The following is a 4818-nucleotide window of genomic DNA, read 5'->3' as shown; positions in this document are numbered from 1 at the left end:
CCCTGGCTAAATCACCACCCCCTCAAATTCCCCCCCCCCCCCCCCCCCCGCCCCCCCCGGCGGGCCCCCCCCCCGCCCCCCCCCCCCCCCCCCCGGGGGGTGCTAAATTCCGCTAAAATTGGCCCACCCCTGCGCTCGGGTGGAGCGAGTCAGCCCTCGATGCGGCGGGCACCGAGTTCGCGTTCGAAGAGTTCGACTGCCGCGGCTTCCGGGTCCGGGCCCAATCGCGTCGCATCGTCCATCGGGGACGATTCGGCGAGCATCGTCTCGGGATCCTCGTCGTCATCGGCGACTGGCGGTTTCGGGATGCTCGTCGGTTCCGGTGGCCGGGCTGGCTCCGGAGGTGGTGGCGGTACGTCGTCCGGCGGTGGAGGTTCGTCGTCCGGCGGTTCGGGCGGCGGTGGGATGTCGTCCGGCTCCGGCGGACGCGGCACCGAACCCTGACGCGCTGGCGGACTCGGCTGGCTCCGGACCCGACCGTTGGCCGCCTGGCCGCCGGGGGCCGGGCTGTCGGGTGGCTGGGCTGCGGCCTCGCCCTGCTGGTTGGCCGACCGGCGTTGCGGAGCCTCCCGCCGCTGCGGCGGCTGCTTCGGCGCGGCCGGACGCGCCGGGGCGGGCGGAGCCGCACCGGCCTCGACGCACTGGATGTCCCACTCACCACCCAGCACTTCTTGCAGCGCTTCCCGGACGAAGTCAAGTCGCCGCTGCTGAGCGAGCTGCTTGACCAGCCCGGAGGTGGGCATCGACAACACCAGCGTGCCGCCGTTGAGATCCTGCACGGTGGCGTTGAGCAACAGCGCCTGCGTCGGACGATTCCGCGTCGCGACGGCCTTCAGAACTTCGGTCCACACCCGCCGCACCTCGGCGGCGTCGAACCGCCCCGCCGGCGGAGCCGCCTCCGCGGCGGCCGCAGGCGGCTCCTCGGCGGCCGCAGGCGGCTCCGCCGGGACAGGCGCAGGCTCAGCCGCCTTCGGCGGCGTCGCGGCGCGCGGCGGCTCCGCACGCACTGGCTCCGCACGCGGCGGCTCGGCCGCCTCCTGCGTCGCGCGCTCGTGCGGCCGCTGGAAGACGCGCCGTGGCCGCTCCTCGCCATCCGCCGCTGGCGCGGCGGCTGCCTGCGGCTCGGCGGCACCTTCGCCCGGTGCGATGGTCATCCGGCGCTCGACGCGCTCCAACCGTTGCAGCAGCGCGGTTTCCGAGTCCGACGCAGTGGGCAGCAGCATCCGCGCGCAGAGCAGTTCGAGCAGCAGCCGGGGCGCGGTGGCGCCGCGCATCTCGGCAAGTCCAGTGTGGACGATCTCGGCGAACCGGGAAAGCGTTGCCGCGCCGAGCTGTTCGGCCTGGTTCTGCATCCGGGTGAGCTCGTCCCCGGCCGCGTCCACCAGACCGCGCTGCGCGGCGTCCGGCACCGAGTTGAGCAGCACCAGGTCGCGCAGCCGATCGAGCAGGTCGGAACCGAACCGGCGCGGATCGTGCCCGGCTTCCACCAGCCGGTCGACGGTGCTGTACACGGCCGAACCGTCACCAGCCGCCAGCGCGTCCACCATGTCGTCGATCAGCGCGACGTCGGTGACCCCGAGCAACGCCACCGCGCGCTCGTAGGTGACGCCTTCGGCGCTCGCCCCGGCCAGCAGTTGGTCGAGGACGCTCAACGTGTCGCGGGCCGAACCGCCACCGGCCCGGATCACCAGCGGGTACACCGCGGGCTCGACCTGCACGCCCTCCTCGCCGCAGATGCGTTCGACGAGTTCGCGCATCACACCGGGCGGCATCAGCCGGAACGGGTAGTGGTGGGTCCGGGACCGGATGGTGGTGAGCACCTTGTCCGGTTCGGTGGTGGCGAAGACGAAGATCAGGTGTTCCGGCGGCTCCTCGACGATCTTCAGCAGGGCGTTGAAGCCCTGCGTGGTGACCATGTGGGCCTCGTCGATGATGAAGATCCGGTACCGCGACTGGGCGGGCGCGAAGAAGGCCCGGTCGCGCAGCTCGCGGGTGTCGTCCACACCACCGTGGCTGGCCGCGTCGAGCTCGACGACGTCTACGCTGCCCGAGCCTTCGGGTGCCAGCGCGACGCACGAGTCGCATTCCCCGCACGGGTCTGCGGTCGGGCCCTGCGCGCAGTTCAGCGAGCGGGCGAGGATGCGGGCGCTGGAGGTCTTGCCGCAACCGCGCGGCCCGGAGAACAGGTACGCGTGGTTGATCCGCCCGGAGGACAGCGCGGTCCGCAGCGGCTCGGTTACGTGGTCTTGCCCGACGACCTCTGCGAAGGTCGCAGGCCGGTACTTGCGGTAGAGGGCGAGCGCCACGGTCGAAACCCTACGCGGTGAGGCTGACAACTCGGACAGGACCTTGGCACGCGGCCAATCCAGGAGCAAGCAGGCCGATCCGACCTGCTCAGGCACGGCCGGGCAAAAAAAGGGGACCCCGCGCACCCGCCAGAGCCCGCTTACCCTTGCTGCCTTCCGGCCCTGGGGGAGTTCACAGGATGGACGCCGCACGAGGTCCGCGTTCAGTGTAACCCGACGAAGGTATCGGCCGGGAAAGCGCCCCGGCTACTGATCGGCTGGCACGTTCTCCGTCATCCGGCGCAGCGCTTCGACGTGCCCGCGATGCGCCTTCTTGCCCTGGTCGGCGAGCCGGAACCAAGTCCGCGGACGCCGACCGACCGCACCCTTGCGGACCTCCAGGCAACCGGCCTCCTCCAGCGCCCGCGAGTGCTTCGACAGCATCGAGTCGCTGAGTCCCGGACCGCCCGCAACTCCACCCAGTCCACGCCCCCGGCCAGCAGCACGCAGATCGACAGCCGGAGCAACGGGTGGACGACCGAGTCGATGATGTCCGCGCCGTCCCTTCCGCGATGTCCCGGCCGATGCCACTGCCAAGACTCCACCAAATCCCGGCCGGTGAGGCAGGTGTCCAACTCGTACCGTCGCGGGCCGAGCAGACCCGGTCATGCGCCTTATTTCCGCAGGGTCAGCAGCAGATACGCCGCCAGGGAAGGGCCGTCGGTGATCACGCCGTCACGCAGCATCCGCTCCACTTCGGTCCGCGGAAACCACTGTTGACGCATGTCCTGCTCGGTCTGCTCGCGATTCGGCTCGCCCGGCGTCAGACCGGTCGCGAGGAACACGTGGACACCCTCACCGGTCATGCTGTTCGCGCAATGTACGAAGCCGAGTTTCTCCAGTCGGTCCGCGGTAAAACCAGTCTCCTCAGCCAGCTCAACGGCAGCCACTTGCTCCGGAGTACCGACCGCGCCGTCCGGCAACGAACCCGACGGGAACTCCCACGACCGCCCCAGGACCGGATACCGGTACTGCTCGACGAGATGGAACCCGTCGTTTTCCGCGGGAATGACGAGCGCGAAGTCAGGCTTTTCGATCACCGAATAGAGACCGCTCGACCCATCCGCGCGTTCGACCCGGTCCTCGCGCAGTGACAGCCACGGATTCTCGTACACGACTCTGGACGAAAGCGTTTTGAAATTCACACCCCCCAGCGTCGCGTTCCCCACTGCAACGCGACAAGGTAGTTCGCCCATCACGGCGGCTCGGTCGTCCGCATGGTCAGCATTGCGTGCCCGTTGTCGTTCGCTCGCTCGTCAAGAGTGACCCACAGCGGGGTGGTGTTCTCGAATCCGGCAGCCGCGCTGTCGCCCAGGTTCTGGAGTTCCAGGGTGAAGGTGCCATCCGCGGCTTCCACCTGGCACACGACCTTCGGAGCAAGGGCGGACACGGTCAACGAGGACAGGTGAAAGGGTGTTGGTGTCCAGTGGTACCACCACGCCCTGCGACACCCGGATCGTGCAAAGACCGTCGAAACACTCCTCGACATTCGTCGTCGGCTCGGGAGACGGCGGCGGAGGGACAGGCAGCGGGGCAGAGCTCGGGCTGGGCGGCGGGTCTGATTCTGGCGCCGCGCAGCCGGTGAGCAGCAACAACGCCAGATCCCCACATCAATCTGTTCCGCATAGGCGGATCATAGAAAGCCAACCGGGGGACCGGTCCCAAAAAAGCTGGCGGCACTCAGGCACCCCGAATTCGCACTCACCTAGCCGCCGGAGATCGTCCTGAAGATGCCGTGCAGGATGTCGGCGAATTGGTCGGGCGCTGTGACGATGAAGAAAGTCAAACCGATGCCGACGAGGCCGAAGGCGATCCAGCCGACGACGACGCCAGCGACTGCCACACCCCGGTTGCGGTACTGACCTGGGTTGCGCTTGATCGTCCCCAACGCGATATGCCCGAGGATCGCTCCGGTCAACCCGAGCAAGACGGCGCCGTAGCAGGTGACGAGCCCGGCCAGCGAAACGCACAACGAGGCGATGGCTAGACCATTGCTGCGCGGTTCCGGCGGATGGAGCGTCTCGTCTGACGCCGAGGACGACCCTGGTGGGTTCGTCATGTTTCCCCCTTCGAAGATCAACCCGGCCGATTATGGATGCGCCGTCCACGTCTCGGAGTCCGTTCGGACGAATTCGCGAGTGCGGTAACGATTCGAGGTGCCGCACCTGGCGATGGCTGCGCACCCGGAACATCTGGCTGCCGTTTTGCGAGTCCCGCCTCGCTCGCGCGCGGGCCCCTCACAAACCCTCGAATAGTGTTGTCCCCGAGCGCCGTGCAAGATCACGACGCCAGCCGCCGCCGGAGCGTCGCCGCAGGTCACGACCCATAGCCGCTGCTCAGCCAGCGTCCTGCTAGGCTTCCGAGCGGAGGATTGGCCGAGCGGCCTAAGGCGCACGATTGGAAATCGTGTTGGGTTAACAGCCCTCACGGGTTCGAATCCCGTATCCTCCGCAGGTCAGAGCCCCGGCCACGC

General features: G+C 68.9%; 5 protein-coding genes, 1 tRNA gene and 1 other RNA gene. 1 reads left to right on the top strand and 6 read right to left on the bottom strand.

The genetic code is table 11. From position 1 onward, the window contains the following. Nucleotides 1–149: 149 nt before the first annotated feature. The 6 genes from MOQ72_RS43870 to MOQ72_RS43845 all read right to left on the bottom strand — a co-directional run bounded on the left by MOQ72_RS43870 (nucleotide 150) and on the right by MOQ72_RS43845 (nucleotide 4404). Complete coding sequence (locus MOQ72_RS43870) at nucleotides 150–2306, bottom strand: DNA polymerase III subunit gamma and tau (RefSeq protein WP_242191987.1); 2157 nt, start codon at nucleotides 2304–2306, stop codon at nucleotides 150–152. 107 nt (nucleotides 2307–2413) lie between these two features. Continuing rightward, an RNA gene (gene ffs, locus MOQ72_RS43865) (signal recognition particle sRNA small type) lies at nucleotides 2414–2508 on the bottom strand. Nucleotides 2509–2552: 44 nt separating this feature from the next. Continuing rightward, nucleotides 2553–2729, bottom strand: a complete 177-nt coding sequence (locus MOQ72_RS43860) for a transcriptional regulator (protein WP_242191986.1) — start codon at nucleotides 2727–2729, stop codon at nucleotides 2553–2555. A gap of 230 nt (nucleotides 2730–2959) precedes the next feature. Then, complete coding sequence (locus tag MOQ72_RS43855; protein ID WP_308198078.1) at nucleotides 2960–3490, bottom strand: NUDIX domain-containing protein; 531 nt, start codon at nucleotides 3488–3490, stop codon at nucleotides 2960–2962. Nucleotides 3491–3540: 50 nt separating this feature from the next. Beyond that, nucleotides 3541–3735, bottom strand: coding sequence for a hypothetical protein (locus tag MOQ72_RS43850; protein WP_242191985.1), 195 nt, complete (start codon nucleotides 3733–3735; stop codon nucleotides 3541–3543). Nucleotides 3736–4050: 315 nt separating this feature from the next. Beyond that, nucleotides 4051–4404 (bottom strand): DUF4190 domain-containing protein, encoded by a 354-nt coding sequence (locus tag MOQ72_RS43845; protein ID WP_242191984.1) that lies wholly within the window; start codon nucleotides 4402–4404, stop codon nucleotides 4051–4053. Between the two features lie 306 nt (nucleotides 4405–4710). Here MOQ72_RS43845 and MOQ72_RS43840 point away from each other — a divergent pair. Then, nucleotides 4711–4796, top strand: a tRNA-Ser gene (locus MOQ72_RS43840). Nucleotides 4797–4818 lie beyond the last annotated feature (22 nt).

The sequence above is a fragment of the Saccharopolyspora soli genome, assembly GCF_022678645.1.
Taxonomy (GTDB): Bacteria; Actinomycetota; Actinomycetes; order Mycobacteriales; family Pseudonocardiaceae; genus Saccharopolyspora; species Saccharopolyspora soli.
This window is presented reverse-complemented; position numbering and strand designations above follow the sequence as displayed.

Coding starts and splice junctions, on each gene's coding strand:
- MOQ72_RS43860 (WP_242191986.1), bottom strand. CDS start 2,729: ATGCTGTCGAAGCACTCGCGGGCGCTGGAGGAGGCCGGTTGCCTGGAG.
- MOQ72_RS43845 (WP_242191984.1), bottom strand. CDS start 4,404: ATGACGAACCCACCAGGGTCGTCCTCGGCGTCAGACGAGACGCTCCAT.